Origin of the sequence: Rhodococcus sp. 14C212 (assembly GCF_011058195.1) — a bacterium.
Taxonomy (GTDB): Bacteria; Actinomycetota; Actinomycetes; order Mycobacteriales; family Mycobacteriaceae; genus Rhodococcus; species Rhodococcus aetherivorans.
The window spans coordinates 1-18203 of sequence record NZ_JAALEH010000028.1 but is presented as its reverse complement, the minus strand read 5'-3'; the positions used below and the strand labels follow the sequence as shown (position 1 = coordinate 18203).

Here is an 18203-nt window from a genome sequence, read left to right as displayed (position 1 = left end):
GGGGAGATGGACCGACCGCACCTGCCGGGGGATGGCGTGATGGCGGACGTGCCGACCGTTCGATCCGTGAACACGTACGGCAATCCCAGATCGACGCAAGATCTGCGGAACGAACCCTCGACTCTGCGTGGCGCGAGTGAGGGAAGGAAAGGATCTCCGTGACAGATACGGACCTGATCGCTACGCCTGTTCTCGATACCACGGATTCGTCCGCGGGAGCGCAGGCCACCGATCCTGCACAGACTGCACCGCGTGCCGGCCGGCGTGGTGCCGGTCTCTCCGGCATGGTGCTGGCCGAGCTGCGGACCCTCGCGGCCGAACTCGGTATCAAGGGAACCTCCGGGATGCGCAAGGGCGATCTCATCGCCGCGATCAAGGAGCGTCAGGGCGGCGGAGCCGCCGAGACGGCTCCTGCGCCGGAACAGCCCGCCCGGACCGCCCGGACTCGTCGCGCCCGTGGCGCCGCCCAGGACGCGGCCGGCGCCGACACCGCCGCCCCTGCGGACACTGCCGCCCCCGCCGCCGAGTCGGCGCAGGCGCAGCCCGCCGCGACGACGTCGCCCGAACGGCCTGCCGCGGCGGAACAGCCCGCCGAGGGCGAGGCCGAGGGTGGCCGCCGGGGTCGTCAGCGTCGCGGTCGCCGAGGTGGCGACCAGGCCGCCGAGACGGCCACCGTCGAGGCTCCGAAGGACGGCACCGAGGCACGAGCCGACGAGAAGCCGCGCGCCGAGGAGAAGACCGAGGAGAAGGCCGAACCGTCCGACGGCGGTCGCCGCGAGCGCGGTCAGCGCGACGGCCAGCGTGACCAGCGCGACGGCCAGCGTGACCAGCGCGACGGCCAGCGTGACCAGGGAGAACGCCGCCGCGAGGACCGTGGTCAGGGTCCCCGTCAGGACGGCCGCGACGGCCGCGACGGCCGGGGTGGCGACGACGACGAGGACGGCCGCGGGCGCCGCGGGCGCCGCTTCCGTGAGCGTCGTCGCGGACGTGACCGCGGCGAGGCCGGCGGTGACACGCGCGAGCCCGAGATCCGCGAGGACGACGTTCTGCAGCCGGTCGCCGGCATCCTCGACGTCCTGGACAACTACGCGTTCGTCCGGACCTCCGGGTACCTGGCCGGCCCCAACGACGTGTACGTCTCGATGAACATGGTGCGCAAGAACGGCCTGCGCCGGGGCGACGCCATCACCGGTGCGGTCCGCGTGCCGCGCGAAGGGGAGCAGGGCAACCAGCGTCAGAAGTTCAATCCGCTGGTCCGGCTCGACACGGTCAACGGTGGCGACGTCGATGCCGCCAAGCGCCGCCCGGAGTTCAACAAGCTCACCCCGCTGTACCCGAACCAGCGACTGCGGCTCGAGACGACCCCGAACATCCTGACCACCCGCGTGATCGACCTGATCATGCCGATCGGCAAGGGCCAGCGTGCCCTGATCGTGTCGCCGCCGAAGGCCGGCAAGACGACGGTGATGCAGGACATCGCGAACGCGATCACGACCAACAACCCCGAGTGCTATCTCATGGTCGTGCTGGTGGACGAGCGGCCCGAAGAGGTCACCGACATGCAGCGCTCGGTCAAGGGCGAGGTCATCGCCTCGACCTTCGACCGGCCGCCGGCGGATCACACGTCGGTCGCCGAGCTTGCGATCGAGCGTGCCAAGCGGCTCGTCGAGCAGGGCCGCGACGTGGTCGTCCTGCTCGACTCGATCACCCGCCTCGGCCGCGCGTACAACAACTCGTCGCCGGCGTCGGGCCGCATCCTCTCCGGCGGTGTCGACTCGACCGCCCTGTACCCGCCGAAGCGGTTCCTGGGCGCGGCTCGCAACATCGAGAACGGCGGCTCGCTCACCATCATCGCCACGGCCATGGTGGAGACGGGTTCGACGGGCGACACGGTGATCTTCGAGGAGTTCAAGGGCACCGGCAACGCCGAGCTCAAGCTCGACCGCAAGATCGCCGAGCGGCGCGTGTTCCCGGCAGTGGACGTCAACCCCTCCGGCACGCGCAAGGACGAGCTGCTGATGAGCCCCGACGAGTTCGGCGTGGTGCACAAGCTGCGCCGCGTGCTCTCCGGTCTGGACTCGCACCAGGCCATCGATCTGCTCATCGACCGGCTCAAGAAGAGCAAGAGCAACATCGAGTTCCTCCTGCAGGTGTCGAAGACGGCACCGGGAGCACTCGACGACTGATCGCCGCGGCGGCGGCGCCGTGTGCCCGGGGGCGGAATTTCTTCCCCCGGGCATGCGTTTGGCATAATCGAACAGCTCAGTCCGGTCCCGGTTCACGTCTCCGATCCGCGGAGGCGACCCGGCGGCCACGAAAGGGACACCATGAAGGCAGGAATCCACCCGAACTACGGGACGACCACCGTCGTCTGCGGTTGCGGGAACACGTTCGAGACGCGCAGCACCGCAGAGTCGGGACGGATCACCGTCGAGGTCTGCTCGCAGTGCCACCCGTTCTACACGGGCAAGCAGAAGATCCTCGACACCGGCGGACGCGTCGCCCGCTTCGAGGCCCGCTACGGCAAGCGCGACACCAAGAAGGCTGCTGCCGACAAGTAGCTGTCTCGCCGACGCCCGGTTCTGTCTCAGCCACAGGCCGGGCGTCGGCCTTTTCCATCCCGATCCGGGCGCGGCACGGATCGGCACGAGGACGAGTGGAGCGAATCACATGGCGGGTCAGACCAAGCCGTCGGCCATCGACGACATCCTGGCCGAACACGCCGGTCTCGAGCAGCAGCTGTCCGATCCGGCGCTGCACAACGACCCGTCGACGGCCCGCAAGGTCGGCAAGCGGTTCGCCGAGCTCGCTCCCGTCATGGCCACCTACACCAGGCTGCGGGCCGCGCGCGACGATCTCGAGGCCGCGCGTGAACTCGCCGCGGACGACGCCGCCTTCGCGGCCGAGATTCCCGCGCTCGAGGAACGGGTGACCGAACTCGACAAGGCGCTCACCGACCTGCTCGCCCCGCGCGATCCGCACGACGGCGACGACGTGGTGCTCGAGGTCAAGTCGGGGGAGGGCGGTGAGGAGTCCGCGCTGTTCGCCGCCGACCTCGCCCGCATGTACAGCCGGTACGCCGAGCGCGCCGGCTGGCGTGTGGAGGTCCTCGGCGCGACCATTTCCGACCTCGGCGGCTACAAGGACGCGACGCTGTCGATCAAGTCGAAGAGCGATGTGCGTGACGGCGTCTGGTCGCGCCTGAAGTTCGAGGGAGGCGTGCACCGCGTCCAGCGTGTCCCCGTCACCGAGTCCCAGGGCCGGGTGCACACCTCGGCGGCCGGCGTGTTCATCTACCCCGAGCCGGACGAGGTGGAGGAGGTCCAGATCGACGAGTCGGACCTGCGCATCGACGTGTACCGCTCCTCCGGCAAGGGTGGTCAGGGCGTCAACACCACCGACTCGGCGGTGCGCATCACGCATCTGCCCACCGGCATCGTCGTCACGTGCCAGAACGAGCGGTCCCAGCTGCAGAACAAGGCGCGGGCGATGCAGGTGCTCGCCGCGCGACTGCAGGCCGCGGCGGAGGAGGCCGCCGAGGCGGAGGCCTCCGCGGGCCGCGCCAGCCAGGTGCGCACGGTGGACCGCTCCGAGCGCATCCGCACCTACAACTTTCCCGAGAACCGGATCACCGATCACCGCATCGGCTTCAAGGCCCACAATCTCGACGGCGTGCTCGACGGCGACATGGACGCCCTGCTCGACGCCCTGGGCAAGGCCGATCGGGAGACCCGGCTCGCAGCGGAGTGACGCTGTGAACCGGGCCCCGGGCGGCTACTGCGCGGTCTCGCCGGGTTCGTCGCCGGGATCGTCGTCCCCGGGCACCTGTGAGAGGTCGATGCCGGGAAGCAGGAAGCAGTTCTCGCCCTTCGCGTTCTGATGCGGTCCCCACACGGCGGACACGACGGTGCCCGGTCCGGTGTTCAGCAGCGCGATCGGGACGTCGCCGCTCTGCGGTGTCGCGGTCAACGAGGCGCCCCCCGACTGCCAGGTGGCCGTGTTGATCCAGTTGACCTGACCGTTCTGCGCCTTCTGCTCGCCGACGGCGAAGAACAGCTGACCCTCCTCGAGGGCGTCACTGTCCGTCTCGGTCACGCTGTGGATCGGCGCGACGTAGCTGCAGAGCAGCGGCGTGGGTGGGACGTCGATCGGCGATGCGGAGGCGAGTCCGGGTGCCGCGAGGCTGCCTGCGGCTCCGAGTGCGACGACGGCCGCTGTCCGAACCGCGAATCTCGACTTCGTCACAGGAAGATCCTTCCGTCGTTCCTAGTCCTGCCCGACATGGACGATCTCGATCATGCCGCAGACCGGCGTGATGCGTGACCTGTCCGTTTCCGTGTGATGACCGGCATGGCAGTCTGTACGCCGTGACTCGTCAACCTCTGCGCCTGGCGATCCTCGAAGCGGTGTCGGTGCTCGAGGAGGCCGGAGTCCCCAGCCCGCGTGTGGATGCCGAACTGCTCGCCGCGCATCTCCTCGGCATCGAGCGCACCCGTCTCGGGCTCGTGCCGCTCGTCGATCCCGCCATGGTCGACGCGTACCGCGCGATGATCGCGCAGCGCGCCAAGCGGATCCCGCTGCAGTACATCACCGGCAGCACGGGGATGGGGGAGATCGACATCGAGGTCGGCCCCGGCGTCTTCGTCCCGCGGCCCGAGACCGAGCTGCTGCTGGCCTGGGCCCTGGCGTACCTGGAAGGCATCCAGGAGCATCCGCCGGTGGTGCTCGACCTGTGCACCGGCTCGGGCGCCCTCGCGCTGGCCGTTGCGCACGCCCGGCCGGACGCGGTCGTGCACGCCGTCGAACTCGAGCCCCATGCCCTGGCCTGGGCGCGGCGGAACGCGGAACGCTGCGCGGCGGCGGGGGACACGCCGATCCTCCTGCATCAGGGCGACGTGACGGACCGCAACCTGCTCACGTCGCTCGAGGGCCGGGTCGACATCGTGGTGTCGAATCCGCCCTACATTCCCGAGGGCACCGACCTCCCGCCCGAGGTGTTCGAGCACGATCCGCACTCGGCGCTGTTCGGCGGTCCCGACGGGCTGTCGGTGATCAAGCCGATGGTGTCGAACATCGCCCGCTGGCTGCGGATCGGCGGTGCCGTCGGCGTCGAGCACGACGACACGAACGGTGCCCAGGTCGCGGAGCTGTTCGCGCAGCGCCGCGTGTTCGGTGACGTGACCGAGCACCCCGATCTGGCGGGCCGGCCGCGGTTCGTCGTCGCCCGCCGGGTGCCGACCGACGTGGAGGCGCGGCGCGGCGGATCCCAGGGCGGGACGGGTGTGTGATGTCGGGCACGTTCACGGCAGTGGAAGGATGAACTCGTGAGCACCGTCTACGACTGCAGTCGCCCCGATTCCCGCGCCGCTGGGCTGACCGCCGCCAAGGGTGCGCTGAAGGCCGGACGGCTCGTCGTCGTGCCCACGGACACGGTGTACGGGATCGCGGCGGATGCCTTCGACAGCGATGCGGTGACCGGCCTGCTGCGCGCCAAGGGCCGGGGCCGGGACATGCCGGTGCCGGTGCTGGTCGGCTCGTGGAACACGATCGACGGCCTGGTGAACACCGTTCGTCCGCAGGCGCGGGAACTCATCCGCGCCTTCTGGCCCGGCGGTCTGAGTCTCGTTGTGCACCAAGCTCCCTCGCTCGCATGGGACCTGGGCGACACCCGCGGCACCGTGATGCTGCGCATGCCGTTGCACCCCGTGGTGCTCGAGTTGCTGCGCGAGGTGGGCCCGCTGGCCGTGTCGAGCGCGAACGTCTCCGGCCGTCCCCCGGCCACCACCGTGGACGACGCGCGCACCCAGCTCGGCGGGTCGGCAAGCGTGTACCTCGACGGCGGACCGGCCGAACACGCCGTCGCCTCCACCATCGTCGACCTGACCGCCGATCGGCCCCGCGTGCTGCGCGAAGGCGCCGTGGCGGTCGAGGACATCGCGGAGGTGCTGGGCGAGGATCCGGCGCAGCTGCGTGCCGGCGGGGAGTGACGGCGGGGACCGGGCGAAGTGACTGCCGCCGACACGGCATCCCTGGTGCTGGCCCAGTCGGGCCGCGGCGCCGGCGTGCCCATCCGTGAGCTGCTGCTCGTGCTCCTCACCGCCGCGGTCGTCACCTTCCTCTCGACCGGGGCCGTGCGGATCGCCGCGATCCGGTTCGGTGCCGTCGCGGTACCCCGGGACCGCGACGTGCACGTCCAGCCGACGCCGCGCCTCGGCGGCGTCGGCATGTACATCGGGCTGGTGGCGGGCCTGCTCTTCGCCCAGCAGCTGCCGGCGCTGACCAGAGGCTTCGAGTACACCCCCGACATGGGTGCGGCGCTGGTGTCGGGCACCATCATCGTGGTCGTCGGGATCATCGACGACCGTTGGGGACTCGACGCCCTGACCAAGTTCGTCGGGCAGGTCACGGCGGCGGGTGTGCTCGTCGTGATGGGCGTGAGCTGGATCGTCATCTACGAGCCGTTCGGCGGCAGCACCCTCATCCTCGACCAGCTGCAGGCGGGGCTGTTCACCGTGCTGGTCGCGGTGGTGATGATCAACGCGATGAACTTCGTCGACGGTCTCGACGGGCTCGCGGCCGGCCTGGGGCTGATCGCGGCCGTCGCGATCTGTGTGTTCTCCGTCGGGCTGTTGCACGACCAGGGCGGCGACGTCAGCGCGTATCCGCCCGCCCTGATCGCCGCGGCCCTCGCCGGCGCCTGCCTCGGCTTCCTGCCGCACAACTTCCAGCCGGCCCGGATCTTCATGGGCGACTCCGGATCGATGCTGATCGGCCTGATGCTGGCGGCGATCTCGACGAGCGCGTCGGGACGCATCCCCCTGGCCGCCTACGGCACCCGCGACCTGCTCGGTCTGCTCTCCCCGCTGATCCTCGTGGGGGCGGTCATGTTCATTCCCATTCTCGACCTGCTGCTGGCGATCGTCCGGCGCACCCGGGCCGGGGTCAGCCCCTTCAGTCCCGACAAGATGCACCTGCATCACCGGTTGCTGCAGATCGGGCACTCGCACCGCCGGGTGGTGCTGCTGATCTACCTGTGGGTCGGGGTGCTCGCGTTCGGGGCCGTCGGCTCGTCCCTGCTCGACCGGCGGGCCGTCGTGCTGCTCGTGGCAGGCGGACTGGTGTTCGCGCTGGTCGTCACGGCGGTGCCGTCGCTGCGTCACGAGGACACCGACCGTCCCCGGCGACGCTGGGGCCGGCGCCGGGTCCGTTAGGCTTGATTCCCGTGACCTCCTCGGATCGGCCCCTGCCCGCCCTGCCCGACTCTTCCGCGCCGATGCGTGCCGCCGTCCGCTACGGCGTCCTCGGATTGATCGCACTCACGGTCGTCGCGACGGTGATCGGCGGCCTCGTCGCCGGCCTGCCGGGCGTGTGGGGTGCGCTGATCGGCGCGGCCGTCGGCGGGGGGTTCATTCTCTTCACCGCCCTCGGCGTGCTCCTCACCGTCCGGCTTCCGGCGACGACGGCGGGCGCGGTGCTGCTGGGCACCTGGCTCCTCAAGCTGATCCTCGCGATCGTGGTGATGATGCTGCTCGAGCCGCTCGATTTCTACGACAAGCGTGTGCTGGTGCTCACCATCGTCTTCGCGCTGCTCATCGTCCTGGGAGCCGAGACCTACGGTGTGCTGTCGCAGCGGGCGCTGTACGTGGAGCCTGCCGGTAGCGCTGAGCAGGGGAACAACGACGAGCGGTAGTACCGCCGTTGTCAATGACCTGGCGGTACGGGCACCCGCCTACACAACGTCGTAGAAGTGTTGATAAGGTCGTCCCAAGCGAGTGCGACTGCCTGCGATTCCCGAGGAGTCGAGTGCGGTTGTGCCCTCGCAGGCGGTCGTGTTCGAATGGCCGCCGAGTCGACGAGAGTCGCCGACACCGACAGACGCTGGCCCCGATCGGGAGCCGACAGCAGCTGGCGAATACGCGAGCCGACCTGGTCGACTTGTTGGATCGTCAATGTCCGATCGAACCGCAGACGGCAATGCCTGCGGCCGACTACGGGAGAGAGCGCTGAGCGTCACCACCTTGGCTGCCGGAGAATTCCACGCGCCGTCACTAGCCGATTTCTTCCCCCCAGCAGTTCTGTTCGAAGGCACCCCCTTCGAAATGGACCGCCTGATGCTCATCCGCGTCGTCGTGGCCGTGCTTGTGGCGCTGTTCTTCGCGCTCGCGATGCGCAGCCCGAAGATTGTGCCCCGCGGTGTGCAGAACGTCGCCGAGATCATGATCGACTTCGTGCGGATCAACATCGCCGAGGACATCCTCGGCAAGCAGCAGGGCCGCCGATTCCTTCCGGTGCTCGTGACCATTTTCTTCCTCGTGGTCGGTCTCAACCTGACGTCGGTCATCCCGTTCCTGAACATCTCGTCGAACGCGCGCATCGGTATGCCGATCGTGCTGGCCGCGCTGGCCTACGTCGTCTTCAACTACGTGGGCATCAAGAAGTACGGGTTCTTCCGCTACGTCAAGAGCAGCATCGTCGTTCCGAACCTGCCCCCCGCGCTGCACGTGCTGGTCATCCCGATCGAGTTCATCTCGACGTTCCTGCTGCGCCCGTTCACGCTCACCATCCGTCTCATGGCGAACATGCTGGCCGGCCACATCATGCTGGTGCTGTTCTTCAGCGCAACCCAGTTCTTCTTCTTCAGCTCCGAAGGAGCGATGAAGATCTTCGGCATCGGCTCGCTGATCGGTGGCGTCGCGTTCACCTTCTTCGAGCTGCTGGTGATCGTCCTGCAGGCATACATCTTCTCGCTGTTGACGGCGGTGTACATCGACCTGGCGCTGCACGCCGAAGAGCACTAGCGCGCCGACCGGCACTACCCACACAACACACAGACTGACTCGGTTGCCGATCCCCGGGGCCGAGCCACAAGAAAGGGAATGGAACACCAATGAGCGTTGCGCTTCAGGCAGTTGACGTCCTCGCCCAGACGGAGAGCACCATCAGCGGTCTCGGTGCGGTCGGCTACGGCCTCGCGGCCATCGGCCCCGGCATCGGCATCGGCATCGTCGTCGGCAAGGCGATCGAGGGCATGGCCCGCCAGCCCGAGATGGCCGGCCAGCTGCGCACCACCATGTTCCTCGGTATCGCGTTCACCGAGGCCCTGGCGCTGATCGGTATCGTCGCCGGCTTCATCTTCTGATCTGACGACCATGGCTGACAGCATCCTGTTGCTCGCGGCGGAGGCGGAGGACCAAAATCCTCTGCTCCCCGCGACGTATGACATCGTCTGGTCGCTGGTCGCCCTGATCATCGTCGGGCTCGTCTTCTGGAAGTACGTGCTTCCGCTGTTCCAGAAGGTGCTCGACGAGCGTTCGGAGCTGATCGAAGGCGGCATCAAGAAGGCCGAGGAAGCTCAGGCCGAGGCAAAGGCCGCGCTCGAGCAGTACCGCGCGCAGCTTGCCGAGGCCCGCACCGAGGCGGCGCAGATCCGCGAGGAGGCCCGTGCCCAGGGCCAGCAGATCATCGCGGACATGAAGGCCCAGGCCCAGGAGGAGAGCGACCGCATCGTCGCTGCCGGTCACAACCAACTGCAGGCCCAGCGCCAGCAGATCGTGACCGAGCTGCGCGGGGATCTCGGACGCACCGCCGTGGATCTGGCCGAGAAGGTCATCGGGGAGTCCCTCTCCGACGACGTCAAGCGTGCCGGCTCGATCGACCGCTTCCTCAGCGAGCTCGACTCCCTCAGCGCTGACTCTGCATCCCGAAAGTGAGCACCATGTACGCAGCAAGCCGTGAGGCACTCGCTCAGACGCGTTCCGCGCTGCAGGGCGCGTTGGCGTCGAGCACCGCATCCGCTGCCGCGGGTGCCGCAACTGCAGCTGCGGCGCAGGCCGGCTCCGAGCTGTTCTCGGTGGTCGAGGTACTCGACGATCAGCGCACCCTGCGGAGTGCGCTGGCCGACGCCTCGACCCCGGCAGTCGGTCGGCAGGCGCTGGCCGAGCGGGTCTTCGGGAGCAAGGTCTCGCCCGTCGCCCTCGCGACTCTGAAGGCGGCGGCAGGGCAGGACTGGTCGACCCAGTCCGACCTGACCAACTCCCTCGTTCAGCTGGGCCGCGAAGCCCTCCTGTCGGCGGCGGCGGACCAGAACCAGCTCGACACCGTCGAGGACGAGCTGTTCCGGCTCGGCCGCATCGTGGCCGGCAACGCCGAACTCGAACAGGCCCTCTCCGATCGCACCAAGCCGCTGGCCGCCAAGCGGGAGTTCCTCTCGCGTCTGCTCTACGGCAAGTCCACGGCGATCACCGAGGCCCTGGCCGTGCAGGCCGTCGGACGGCTGAAGGACAAGGCCCCGGCCGACGCGTTCGACGAACTGTCGAACCTCGCCGCCACCCAGCGGGACCGCGCCGTCGCCCACGTGCGCAGCGCGGCACCCCTCAGCGCGGCGCAGGCCGAACGGCTCACCGGTATCCTGACCAGAACGTACGGGAAACCGGTCACGGTGCACGTCGAGGTGGTTCCCGAGCTTCTCAGTGGATTGGTCGTCCGGGTGGGCGACGAGGTCATCGACGGCACCGCCGCGGGTCGACTCGCCGCAGTGCGCAAGAGCCTCACGTAGTCCACTACCGAACACACACACATAGCGATCTTTTCGAAGACCAGATACCGAGAGCAGGAAGAACATGGCGGAGCTGACGATCTCCTCCGACGAGATCCGTAGCGCGATCGACAACTACACCGCGAGCTACTCCCCGGAGGCCTCCCGCGAGGAGGTCGGCGTGGTCGCCGACACCAGTGACGGCATCGCGCACATCAGCGGTCTGCCGTCGGCGATGGCCAACGAGCTGCTGGAGTTCCCCGGCGGTGTGCTGGGCGTGGCCCTGAACCTCGACGCCACCGAGATCGGTGCCGTCATCCTCGGCGACTACCAGGACCTCGAAGAGGGCCAGGAAGTCAAGCGGACCGGCGACGTTCTGTCGGTGCCGGTCGGCGACGGCTACCTCGGCCGCGTCGTGAACCCCCTGGGCCAGCCGATCGACGGCCTCGGCGACATCGAGGCGACCGAGAACCGGGCTCTCGAACTGCAGGCCGCGACCGTGCTGCAGCGTCAGCCGGTCGAGGAGCCACTGCAGACCGGCATCAAGGCCATCGACGCGATGACCCCGATCGGTCGCGGCCAGCGCCAGCTGGTCATCGGCGACCGCAAGACGGGCAAGACCGCCGTCTGCGTCGACGCGATCCTGAACCAGAAGGCCAACTGGGCCACCGGCGACCCGAAGCAGCAGGTCCGCTGCATCTACGTCGCGATCGGTCAGAAGGGCTCCACCATCGCGGGCGTCAAGGCTGCCCTCGAGGAGCACGGCGCGATGGAGTACACCACCATCGTCGCAGCCCCCGCCTCCGACTCCGCCGGCTTCAAGTGGCTCGCCCCCTACACCGGTTCGGCCATCGGCCAGCACTGGATGTACCAGGGCAAGCACGTGCTCATCGTGTTCGACGACCTGACCAAGCAGGCCGAGGCGTACCGCGCGATCTCCCTGCTGCTGCGCCGCCCGCCGGGACGTGAGGCCTACCCGGGCGACGTGTTCTACCTGCACTCCCGTCTGCTGGAGCGCTCGGCCAAGCTGTCCGACGAGCTCGGTGGCGGTTCGCTGACGGCCCTGCCGATCATCGAGACCAAGGCCAACGACGTCTCGGCGTACATCCCGACCAACGTCATCTCCATCACCGACGGCCAGGTCTTCCTCGAGTCCGACCTGTTCAACAAGGGCATCCGCCCCGCCATCAACGTCGGTATCTCGGTTTCCCGAGTCGGTGGCGCCGCGCAGACCAAGGGCATGAAGAAGGTGTCCGGCTCGCTGCGTCTGGAGCTCGCGCAGTTCCGTGAGCTCGAGGCGTTCGCCGCCTTCGCCTCCGACCTCGACGCGGCCTCGAAGGCGCAGCTCGAGCGTGGCCAGCGTCTGGTCGAGCTCCTCAAGCAGGACCAGTACTCCCCGGTCGCCGTCGAGGACCAGATCGTGTCGATCTACCTCGCGGGTCAGGGCGTCTACGACTCGGTTCCTGTCGGCGACGTGCGTCGCTTCGAGGCCGAGCTGCTCGAGGACCTGCACCACAGCGCCTCGGGCGTCTACGAGCAGATCGCCGGCGGCAAGGCGCTGACCGACGACTCCGCCTCCGCGCTGCTCGCCGCGACCAACAAGTTCAAGGAGGGCTTCATCGCCTCCGACGGAACCCGCGTCGTGAACGAGGCCGAGGCCGAGGCCCTGGGCGCCGACGAGGTCGAGCAGGAGCAGGTTTCCGTCAAGCGCACCACAGTTCGCAAGTGAGCGTGGAGACCATGACCCAGCGTCCTGTGAAGGGAGTGTGATCGACGAATGGCAAGCCTGCGCGAGCTCCGCTCGCGGATCAAGTCGGTCAACTCGACCAAGAAGATCACCAAGGCGCAGGAGCTGATCGCGACGTCGCGGATCACGAAGGCTCAGGCCCGAGTGGCAGCGTCCAAGCCGTACGCCGAGGAGATCACCAAGGTGCTCTCCGAGCTGGCGAGCGCGTCCGCGTCGCTGGATCACCCCCTGCTCAACGAGCGGCCCAACCCGAGGCGTGCTGCGGTCCTGGTTGTCACCAGCGACCGTGGCATGGCCGGCGGCTACAACGCCAACGTCCTCAAGGAGGCCGAGGAGCTGCGGCAGCTGCTGGTCAGCGAGGGCAAGGAGCCGGTGTTCTACGTGCTCGGTGCCAAGGGCCTGAGCTACTACACCTTCCGCGGCCGGCCGGTCGCGGGGGCGTGGACCGGGTTCTCGCAGGAGCCGCGCTACACGGATGCGGCCAAGGCGAGTCGTCACCTGGTGGAACTGTTCATGGCCGGGTCCGGCAACGAGGTGCCCGCGCCGAACGGTGAGGGGACGATCGAGGGCGTCGACGAACTGCACATCGTCTACACCCGCTTCGTCTCGATGCTGACCCAGACCCCCGAGGTGCGCCGGATGGCGCCGCTCGAGGTGACCGTCACCGAGGACGAGATCGACCTCGGCGAGGACATGCTCACCGACGGCCGGCACGCCGGCAGCAACGGCGGGCCCCGGCCCGGCTACAACTTCGAGCCGGAGGCCTCGACGCTGCTCGCGGCGCTGCTGCCGAAGTACATCAGCACCCGCATCTTCGCGTCGCTGCTCGATGCCGCGGCGTCGGAGTCGGCTGCTCGGCGTACCGCCATGAAGGCGGCCACCGACAATGCCACGGAACTGGTGAACACCCTCAGCCGTCAGGCCAACCAGGCCCGCCAGGCGCAGATCACCCAGGAAATCAGCGAGATCGTCGGCGGTGCCAACGCGCTCGCCTCGAGTGCAGGAAGTGACTAAGCACATGACCGCAGCAGTAACCGATAACTACGGGGCGGGGGCGGCCTCGGCCACCGCCGGCCGCGTCGTTCGGGTCATCGGCCCCGTCGTGGACGTCGAGTTCCCGCGTGGTGCCGTTCCCTCTCTGTTCAACGCCCTGCACGCAGAGGTCACTCTGCCGTCCGTGGCGAAGACCCTGACCTTCGAGGTCGCGCAGCACCTGGGTGACAACCTGGTGCGCACGATCTCCATGCAGCCCACCGACGGCCTGGTGCGCGGCACCACGGTCGTCGACACCGGCCGTCCGATCTCCGTGCCGGTCGGCGACGTCGTCAAGGGCCACGTGTTCAACGCCCTCGGTGACTGCCTCGACGCCCCGGGCACCGGACGCGACGGCGAGCAGTGGGGCATCCACCGCAAGCCGCCGGCCTTCGACCAGCTCGAGGGCAAGACCGAGATCCTCGAGACCGGCATCAAGGTCATCGACCTGCTGACCCCGTACGTCAAGGGCGGCAAGATCGGTCTGTTCGGTGGTGCCGGTGTCGGCAAGACCGTTCTGATCCAGGAGATGATCACCCGTATCGCGCGTGAGTTCTCCGGCACGTCGGTCTTCGCCGGCGTCGGCGAGCGCACCCGTGAGGGCACCGACCTCCACCTGGAGATGGAGGAGATGGGCGTCCTCCAGGACACCGCCCTCGTCTTCGGCCAGATGGACGAGCCGCCGGGAACGCGTATGCGCGTCGCCCTGTCCGCGCTGACCATGGCGGAGTACTTCCGCGATATCCAGGGCCAGGACGTGCTGCTGTTCATCGACAACATCTTCCGGTTCACCCAGGCCGGTTCCGAGGTCTCGACCCTGCTCGGCCGTATGCCTTCGGCCGTGGGTTACCAGCCGACGCTGGCCGACGAGATGGGTGAGCTCCAGGAGCGCATCACCTCGACGCGTGGCCGCTCGATCACCTCGCTGCAGGCGATCTACGTCCCCGCCGACGACTACACCGACCCGGCGCCGGCCACGACGTTCGCGCACCTCGATGCGACCACCGAGCTCTCGCGTCCGATTTCGCAGATGGGTATCTACCCCGCTGTGGACCCGCTGACGTCGACCTCGCGCATCCTCGAGCCCGGCATCGTCGGTGCCGAGCACTTCCGCGTCGCCAACGAGGTCAAGCGGATCCTGCAGAAGTACAAGGAACTGCAGGACATCATCGCCATCCTCGGCATGGACGAGCTCTCCGAAGAGGACAAGGTCCTCGTCGGCCGCGCCCGTCGTATCCAGAAGTTCCTCGGCCAGAACTTCATCGTCGCCGAGAAGTTCACCGGCGAGCCCGGCTCCGTGGTGCCGCTGCGCGACACCATCGAGGCGTTCGACCGCGTCACCAAGGGTGAGTTCGACCACCTGCCCGAGCAGGCGTTCAACAGCTGCGGTGGACTCGACGACGTCGAGGCCGCCGCCAAGAAGATCGCCGGGAAGTAGTCCGCGATGGCTGAAATGACCGTGGACCTCGTAGCCGTCGAGGAGCGCCTGTGGTCGGGCACCGCCCGGCTGGTCAGCGCCCAGACGACCGAGGGCGAGATCGGTGTCATGCCGGGCCACGAGCCGGTCCTCGGCCAGCTCGTCGAGGGCGGCGTCGTCACCATCACGACCGGCGACGGCGAGCGCGTCGTCGCGGCCGTGCACGGCGGCTTCCTCTCGGTGACCGCCACGACGGTGACGATCCTCGCCGAGGCCGCGGAGCTGACGGAGAACATCGATGTCGAGTCCGCGCGCACCGTTCTGAGCGAAAGCCAGGACGAGGCCGAGATCGCCGCGGCGCGGGGCCGACTCCGGGCCGTCGAGCGGGCCTGACCGGACACGAGAAGCCGCGACGGAGCCGACGAGCAGTGTCAGTTGGAATGATTGTTCTCATCGTTCTGGTGATACTGCTCGCGGCTGCCGTCGCGGCTTTTCTCTATCGCCTCGTCACCCTGCGGGGCGGCGGCACCGCCGCGATCCTGCGGCGGCTGCCCAACGGCGCCGGCGCCGGGTGGCGGCACGGTGTCATCCGTTACGGCGAGCGCACGCTCGTGTTCTACAAGCTCTCCAGTCTGCGCCCCGGCCCGGACTCACGGCTCGCCCGGCAGGGAGTCGAGGTGCGCAGCCGTCGCGCGCCCGAGGGCAGTGAGCACGACATCATGACCGAGGACATCGTGATCCTCGAAATCCAGGACGGCGCAAACAACTTCGAGATCGCTCTCGACAGCGGTGCACTCACCGCCTTCCTGTCCTGGCTCGAATCCCGGCCTTCGGACCGATCCCTGCGCGGTCGGCCGAACTGACGTCCGGCCGACCGGGTCCTCACGCGCCCGCGCCCGGCTTCCAGAGCACGTCACCGTCCGGGTTCGCGACCCGGCCGAGGATGAAGAGCAGATCCGACAGCCGGTTGAGGTACTTCGCCGGCAGCACGTTCGTATCGTCCGGGTGGGCGGCCACCGCGGCCCAGGCGGAACGCTCCGCCCGCCGTGCCACCGTCCGGGCCGTGTGCAGCAGGGCCGCCAGCGCGGTGCCGCCGGGGAGAATGAAGGAATCGAGCGGCGCCAGTTCCTCGTTGAACTCGTCGCACCAGCGCTCGAGCCGATCGATGTACGTCTGCGTGATTCGCAGCGGCGGGTACTTCGGCTCAGGCACCACCGGCGTCGACAGGTCGGCTCCGGCGTCGAACAGGTCGTTCTGGATCTGGCGCAGGACCGGCACCATCCGTTCCGGTACGTCGCCCACAGCCAGCGCCACGCCGAGTGCCGCATTCGTCTCGTCGCAGTCCGCGTAGGCGATCAGTCTCGGGTCGTTCTTCGAGACCCGGGAGAAGTCGCTGAGGCCCGTCGTACCGTCGTCGCCGGTGCGGGTGTAGATCCGTGTGAGATGGACAGCCATGCACGTCACGGTACCGCTCCCGTATTCCCGCAGTGTGGTCGATAGGCTGTGGCGTTGTGAGTGATCGCTTTCTTGTCTCCGGTGGTAACCGGCTTGTCGGTGAGGTTGTCGTCGGGGGTGCCAAGAACAGCGTGCTCAAGCTGATGGCAGCCGCCCTGTTGGCGGAGGGGACGAGCGTCATCACCAACTGCCCGGACATCCTCGACGTGCCGCTGATGGCCGAGGTTCTCCGCGGCCTCGGATGCGACGTGGAGCTCGACGGCGACGAGGTACGCATCACGACCCCCGCACAGCCGAAGTACCAGGCCGACTTCGCCGCCGTCCGGCAATTCCGTGCGTCGGTGTGTGTTCTCGGACCGCTGGTGGCTCGATGCCGCAAGGCCGTCGTCGCACTGCCGGGCGGCGATGCGATCGGCTCACGGCCGCTCGATATGCACCAGACGGGGCTCCGCCTGCTGGGGGCGCACAGCACGATCGAGCACGGCTGTGTGGTGGCCGAGGCCGACGACCTGCACGGCAACGCGATCCGCCTGGCCTTCCCGTCGGTGGGGGCCACCGAGAACATCCTGATGGCGGCCGTCCTCGCGAACGGGGAGACCACGATCGACAACGCGGCGCGGGAGCCGGAGATCGTCGACCTGTGCACCATGCTGGTTCAGATGGGTGCCCGCATCTCCGGGGCCGGCACCTCGACGCTGACGATCATGGGCGTCTCCCGGCTCGAACCCACCACCCACCGCGTCATCGGGGATCGCATCGTCGCGGCGACGTGGGGGATCGCGGCGGCGATGACGCGCGGCGACGTCCGCGTGCGGGGCGTCAACCCGAAGCACCTGAGCCTCGTGCTCGACAAGCTCCGTGCCGCCGGCGCGGAAGTGACGCCCGAGGTGGACGGCTTCCGGGTCGTTCAGCACGACCGTCCCCGGGCGGTCAACTTCGCGACCCTGCCGTATCCCGGCTTCCCGACCGACCTCCAGCCCATGGCGATCGGACTCGCCGCGGTTGCCGACGGCACGTCGATGATCACGGAGAACGTCTTCGAGGCGCGGTTCCGGTTCGTCGAGGAGATGATCCGGCTCGGCGCCGACGCGCGCACCGACGGGCACCATGCCGTGGTCCGCGGTGTCGAGGAGCTGTCGAGCGCGCCGGTGTGGTCGTCGGACATCCGTGCCGGTGCCGGACTGGTCCTGGCCGGGCTGTGCGCGGACGGCGTCACCGAGGTGCACGACGTCTACCACATCGACCGCGGCTACCCGAGGTTCGTGGAGATCATCGAGGAACTCGGTGGCGTCATCGAACGGGTCGACTCCGACTCCTGATGCGGTGTGCCTAAAAGGGCTGTACCCCAGTCGTTTTCGAGTAGCACCACCCGGAGGACGCCAGGGCTGGGCCGAATGTGCTGCGCATCACGGAGGACGGGTAGCGCGGAGGCGGGGCCGGGGGCGACCTGTGAACTGGGAAAACAGTGCCGCATCGGGGCTTGACCAGCGGATTTGGCGCACGGTTGTTCCTCACGTAACTTATTCCAGGTCAGAGCGACACGGACACCGACCCGGCCCGCAGGGGCTCGGGACAACGAGGTTGGACGCGGGCGCCTGATTGTTCGGTTCGGAATCTTCTGGTAGGGTTCTGGGCCGTTGCCGATCCCACCGAGCGCGTCGGGTTTGTTTTCGCCGGGTGGTGTGGGTAGGCTGGAACGGTTGCCCCGGAACGCCGCGGACGTTGGTTCGTGGGGTGCTGGTGTGTGCGTGTTCTTTGAGAACTCAACAGTGTGCCGATGAATGTCAGTGCCAAATATTTTGTTTGGTGCGACCGCCTCCCTTTGGGGGGTGGTTGTTGCTGGCTGCCGCATTCTTCCGTCTGTGGTGGTCAGTGTTGTGCTAGTTTGAGTTTTTTTGCTGGTGATTTGGCTCGATGTCTATGACTGATCGGCCCTTCGGGGTGTGATTGTGAGTCTTCAACGGAGAGTTTGATCCTGGCTCAGGACGAACGCTGGCGGCGTGCTTAACACATGCAAG

At 68.3% G+C, this 18203-nt stretch carries 19 protein-coding genes and 1 rRNA gene; 18 read left to right on the top strand and 2 right to left on the bottom strand.

Annotated features, from left to right (window positions below; genetic code table 11):
• The first annotated feature begins 158 nt into the window (after positions 1–158).
• From rho to prfA, 3 genes are all read left to right on the top strand, one after another.
• Positions 159–2186, top strand: a complete 2028-nt coding sequence (rho, locus tag G6038_RS14540) for a transcription termination factor Rho (protein ID WP_165038559.1) — start codon at positions 159–161, stop codon at positions 2184–2186.
• Positions 2187–2327: 141 nt separating this feature from the next.
• Entirely contained in the window at positions 2328–2561 is a 234-nt protein-coding gene (rpmE, locus tag G6038_RS14535; protein WP_165038558.1) for a 50S ribosomal protein L31, read from the top strand.
• A 109-nt stretch (positions 2562–2670) separates the two neighbouring features.
• A complete protein-coding gene (prfA, locus tag G6038_RS14530; RefSeq protein ID WP_165038557.1) occupies positions 2671–3750 on the top strand; it encodes a peptide chain release factor 1 in 1080 nt (359 codons plus the stop codon).
• A 24-nt stretch (positions 3751–3774) separates the two neighbouring features.
• Here the strand turns inward: prfA and G6038_RS14525 are convergent, their stop codons facing one another.
• Positions 3775–4245, bottom strand: coding sequence for a hypothetical protein (locus tag G6038_RS14525; RefSeq protein ID WP_165038556.1), 471 nt, complete (start codon positions 4243–4245; stop codon positions 3775–3777).
• A gap of 122 nt (positions 4246–4367) precedes the next feature.
• On the opposite strand from G6038_RS14525, the gene prmC reads away from it, so the two are divergent.
• The 13 genes from prmC to G6038_RS14460 all read left to right on the top strand — a co-directional run bounded on the left by prmC (position 4368) and on the right by G6038_RS14460 (position 15593).
• Positions 4368–5288, top strand: coding sequence for a peptide chain release factor N(5)-glutamine methyltransferase (gene prmC, locus G6038_RS14520; protein WP_165038555.1), 921 nt, complete (start codon positions 4368–4370; stop codon positions 5286–5288).
• A gap of 36 nt (positions 5289–5324) precedes the next feature.
• Positions 5325–5987, top strand: coding sequence for an L-threonylcarbamoyladenylate synthase (locus tag G6038_RS14515; RefSeq protein ID WP_165038554.1), 663 nt, complete (start codon positions 5325–5327; stop codon positions 5985–5987).
• A gap of 18 nt (positions 5988–6005) precedes the next feature.
• Positions 6006–7211: an MraY family glycosyltransferase gene (locus G6038_RS14510; protein ID WP_165038553.1), complete on the top strand. Its 1206-nt coding sequence runs from the start codon at positions 6006–6008 to the stop codon at positions 7209–7211.
• A 62-nt stretch (positions 7212–7273) separates the two neighbouring features.
• A complete protein-coding gene (locus G6038_RS14505; RefSeq protein ID WP_206024729.1) occupies positions 7274–7690 on the top strand; it encodes a hypothetical protein in 417 nt (138 codons plus the stop codon).
• 259 nt (positions 7691–7949) lie between these two features.
• Positions 7950–8798 carry a F0F1 ATP synthase subunit A gene (gene atpB / locus G6038_RS14500; protein WP_170914067.1) on the top strand — a complete coding sequence of 283 codons (849 nt, stop codon included), beginning with the start codon at positions 7950–7952 and terminating at the stop codon, positions 8796–8798.
• Positions 8799–8887: 89 nt separating this feature from the next.
• Positions 8888–9139: an ATP synthase F0 subunit C gene (locus G6038_RS14495; protein WP_003935756.1), complete on the top strand. Its 252-nt coding sequence runs from the start codon at positions 8888–8890 to the stop codon at positions 9137–9139.
• Positions 9140–9149: 10 nt separating this feature from the next.
• Positions 9150–9710: a F0F1 ATP synthase subunit B gene (locus G6038_RS14490; protein WP_006944352.1), complete on the top strand. Its 561-nt coding sequence runs from the start codon at positions 9150–9152 to the stop codon at positions 9708–9710.
• A gap of 5 nt (positions 9711–9715) precedes the next feature.
• Entirely contained in the window at positions 9716–10555 is an 840-nt protein-coding gene (locus tag G6038_RS14485; RefSeq protein ID WP_165038551.1) for a F0F1 ATP synthase subunit delta, read from the top strand.
• Positions 10556–10619: 64 nt separating this feature from the next.
• Positions 10620–12263 carry a F0F1 ATP synthase subunit alpha gene (gene atpA / locus G6038_RS14480; RefSeq protein WP_165038550.1) on the top strand — a complete coding sequence of 548 codons (1644 nt, stop codon included), beginning with the start codon at positions 10620–10622 and terminating at the stop codon, positions 12261–12263.
• 48 nt (positions 12264–12311) lie between these two features.
• Positions 12312–13295, top strand: a complete 984-nt coding sequence (locus G6038_RS14475; protein WP_165038549.1) for a F0F1 ATP synthase subunit gamma — start codon at positions 12312–12314, stop codon at positions 13293–13295.
• A 4-nt stretch (positions 13296–13299) separates the two neighbouring features.
• Entirely contained in the window at positions 13300–14751 is a 1452-nt protein-coding gene (atpD, locus tag G6038_RS14470) for a F0F1 ATP synthase subunit beta (protein WP_165038548.1), read from the top strand.
• A gap of 6 nt (positions 14752–14757) precedes the next feature.
• The gene (locus tag G6038_RS14465; protein WP_165038547.1) at positions 14758–15123 is read left to right on the top strand and encodes a F0F1 ATP synthase subunit epsilon; all 366 of its coding nucleotides are present in this window, start codon (positions 14758–14760) and stop codon (positions 15121–15123) included.
• Positions 15124–15170: 47 nt separating this feature from the next.
• Positions 15171–15593: a DUF2550 domain-containing protein gene (locus tag G6038_RS14460; RefSeq protein WP_037200752.1), complete on the top strand. Its 423-nt coding sequence runs from the start codon at positions 15171–15173 to the stop codon at positions 15591–15593.
• A gap of 19 nt (positions 15594–15612) precedes the next feature.
• Here the strand turns inward: G6038_RS14460 and G6038_RS14455 are convergent, their stop codons facing one another.
• On the bottom strand, positions 15613–16185 hold the full coding sequence (locus G6038_RS14455) for a cob(I)yrinic acid a,c-diamide adenosyltransferase (protein WP_165038546.1): 573 nt from the start codon (positions 16183–16185) through the stop codon (positions 15613–15615).
• A gap of 56 nt (positions 16186–16241) precedes the next feature.
• On the opposite strand from G6038_RS14455, the gene murA reads away from it, so the two are divergent.
• Together murA and G6038_RS14445 are read left to right on the top strand one after the other, a co-directional pair.
• Positions 16242–17504 carry a UDP-N-acetylglucosamine 1-carboxyvinyltransferase gene (murA, locus tag G6038_RS14450; RefSeq protein ID WP_165038545.1) on the top strand — a complete coding sequence of 421 codons (1263 nt, stop codon included), beginning with the start codon at positions 16242–16244 and terminating at the stop codon, positions 17502–17504.
• A 638-nt stretch (positions 17505–18142) separates the two neighbouring features.
• Positions 18143–18203: ribosomal RNA gene (locus G6038_RS14445) — 16S ribosomal RNA — on the top strand; the annotation flags it as partial.